The 2,926-nt window shown below is 69.0% G+C and carries 4 protein-coding genes; 3 read left to right on the forward strand and 1 reads right to left on the reverse strand.

Annotation, left to right across the window (positions count from 1 at the left end):
* From ACWDU1_RS31255 to ACWDU1_RS31265, 3 genes are all read left to right on the forward strand, one after another.
* On the forward strand, positions 1 to 548 hold a 548-nt coding region (locus tag ACWDU1_RS31255; RefSeq protein ID WP_450004002.1), incomplete at its 5' end, for an SCO2523 family variant P-loop protein.
* A complete protein-coding gene (locus ACWDU1_RS31260; protein WP_450004003.1) occupies positions 549 to 1,556 on the forward strand; it encodes an SCO2522 family protein in 1,008 nt (335 codons plus the stop codon).
* A 1-nt stretch (position 1,557) separates the two neighbouring features.
* On the forward strand, positions 1,558 to 2,529 hold the full coding sequence (locus tag ACWDU1_RS31265) for an SCO2521 family protein (RefSeq protein WP_450004005.1): 972 nt from the start codon (positions 1,558 to 1,560) through the stop codon (positions 2,527 to 2,529).
* Positions 2,530 to 2,538: 9 nt separating this feature from the next.
* Here the strand turns inward: ACWDU1_RS31265 and ACWDU1_RS31270 are convergent.
* Positions 2,539 to 2,926: hypothetical protein (locus ACWDU1_RS31270; protein ID WP_450004007.1), on the reverse strand; the 388-nt coding region annotated here is incomplete at its 5' end.

Below are 2,926 nucleotides of genomic sequence, written 5' to 3' on the forward strand. Positions count from 1 at the left end.
TGCTGGTCGCTCTGGAACAGGAATTCCGAGTGGTGGTGGTCGATCTGAGCGCCGGACGCTCCGCGGCGCTCGATATCGCGCTGCGGGCTACTGCACTGCCACAGCTGCGTCGCCGTACCGCCCGCTGGCTGATCTTCCACCGCTGGACGCGCCAGCACATCCTGGCGGCCGCGGGCCTGGTCTACGGCCCGCACGGCCTGCTGAGCACCGGCACGGCCAGCGGGCACAACCCGGAGGATCTGCTCGGATCGACCAGATATGTGCGGACCGCGGTGCCCGCGGCCGGTTCCCATCTCACCGCGCAGCGAGCGGCGCAGGCGGCCTGGTTGCAGGAACAGGATGTGGCCCTGCGCCGACTCGCCACCGCGAACCGGCTGGGGTCGACCGCCGTGATCGGCTCGACCCCGATGGAACCCATTCTGCAATGGCGTGAGCAGTTGATTCTCGACAGCGATGTCAACGCCAATATCGCCAACCCCGAAACCGCACTGGCCTATACCGAACTGGCCCGGCGCCTCGCCGATATCGCGACTTGGGAGAGGCTCTAGATGCCCGACAGGCAGGTTTACACCGAGGCCACCGATCAGCCCTATATCGCGCCGGTTCCCATGTCGCATCTGTCGATCGAAGTCGGCCACTTCTACCTGAACGACATCACCGGCGACCCCGTCCGGGTGCGCTCGGAGTTCCGCCGGATAGTGCCTCTGGTCGCAGCCTTCATGGAATCGGCCCGGATGCAATACGGGCCGGAAGTGCGGGTCAGTACGTGTTACCTGATCGACGACTACTTCCAGCCGGATACCGACGCCGCCGAGATCCTCGGCAAATTGCTGGCCGCCGCCGACGACGCCGGGCTGACCATCGACTATCTCGCCCGCGAATCCGGATGCTGGCAGACCTCGGCGTTCGCCGGCGGAGTGCCGTCCGGCGAGCCGATCCCGGTCGCCGAGATGGTGGCCGCGCGGATCGTCGCCGAACCCGCGCCTCCCGATACCGGGCGGCGTCCGCCCACTGCCGAATCGGGCTGGTTGTGCAACGGCAGGCGTTCCTCGGAATACGAACAGGCGCAGGCCATGCGCAGCCGCGCGTATACACCGCCGGAGGAATTCGGCCGGCGCGAGCATTCGATCTTCCTGGATGTCCAGCTGTGGAGCAACGAGATCGTCGACGGTGTCTCGGTGACCCGGTGGTCGTGCCCGTTCCTGGCGGCGGTCTGGCATCTGCTGCGCCTGGGCATGTTGCGTTATCACGGCGCCGTGGTGGCGGAACCGCAGCCGTGGCACGGCGAGCCCTGGCCGCACCGCTGGCACGAGGTTCCGCCGGTGGTGCGGCTCAATCCCGACGCCGCGCCGTTCGCGGCCTACCAGACCCTGTCCATGCTGCCGAAGCGGTATATCGGCATCGAGCACGCCGTCCGGCTGGTTCTCGATCACCTCGATCTGGACGACGATGTCGTACGGCAGACGATCGAGGCGGGTGCCGCCGACCCGGTCCCGGTGGTGGTACCGCGCAAGATCAGCGAGCGCCTCTCGCATCTGCTACTAGACGGGTCCTGAGATGGCCTCGACGGCGCCGCTGGTCGTGCTGGGCGAGGTCCGCACCTGTCTGCTGCCCTCGGCGGCCGCGCTGGGTCGCGCCGAGGCGAGCGAGTTACTGGCGCTGATGCCCGGAAGCGCGGTCCGCTGGCGGGAGCGACCGGGCACCCTGGGCATCTCCCCCACCACCGCCGTCGGCGTCGACTGCGATCTGCTCATGGGCGAGACGACGGCTCGTATCGTCGGCACGGTCGCCACCCGGCTCGCCCTGACCGGCGGCAGAGTGTTGCAGTCCTCGGCGCGGACCCGGGTCGTGCGGGCCTCCGAACGGGGACGGCAGACCTGGTCGCACTACATCAGCCAGAAGGGCGTCACGGAGGTCATCAGCCGGTTACCGGAGCGAACCTCCGCCGCGACGGCGCTGGCGGACGGCTATCTCACGCAGGCGGCCACCGGTGAGCGGCTCGACCTCGCCTCGATCAGCGAACGGCTGCTGGCCCGGTTGCGTGCCGACCCGCGGCTGGACCAGAACCCGCCGATGCAGACCGGCGCGACCCGGCTGCGCTGGATCGCGCGTGTCGGTGGCAGCACCGGTCCGGCCGCCACCCTGCACCTGGACGACGAGACCTGCCGCACGGTCCGGCTCATAGTCCGGACCGAGGCCGATCTCGCGGCCGCCGAACGTTTCTGCGAGGATCTCGCCGCGCACGACTGGCTGCTGACCGTCCTGGCCGGGGTGCTCGAGGAAGCCGACCGGTTCGCGCTGCACAGCCGGGACCGGGTGGACATTCTCGCACCGGCGCTGGAACATCTCACCGGCCTGTGGATGCCGGGGGCGCATACGCCGTCGGCCCTGCGCGCCCTGTGGAAAGAGCTCTCGAACGAACCGGGCTTCTCCCGGCAGTGGAACACCCTCGCGGGCCGGCTCCGCGACAATATCGCGGTCGCGACGCTCTACGCGCTGCGGCACAAGGTATTCGACTCCGAGTGGTAGCCGCGCCGTTCACATCCGGAACCATTTGCGCACCAGCAGCGCGAAGAAGACGGACATGGAGACGGCCCCGGACCACCCTTCGATCACGAACAACACCCGGGCGATATCGTGCAGTTCGCCGGTATCGCCGTAGCCGAGCGGGTTGAGGAAACTGGTGACGCCCATATAGACCGTGGGCCAGGCCCGCTGCCGGTTCTCCAGCAGCAGCGCGGCCCCGGTGAACAGCGCTATCTGCACACCTACCCAGCCCAGCAGCCACAGCGGCCGGAACCCGTGGCCGCAGAGGATATAGGAGCCCTGGCCCGCCCAGCGCCGGAAGCCGCGTGGCAGCGCCCGGGTATCGGCGCGGGCCAGGGCCAGCCCGCAGCGGTCCTCGGCCTCGTCGTCCTCGTTCATC

The organism is Nocardia sp. NPDC003345 (assembly GCF_053589395.1).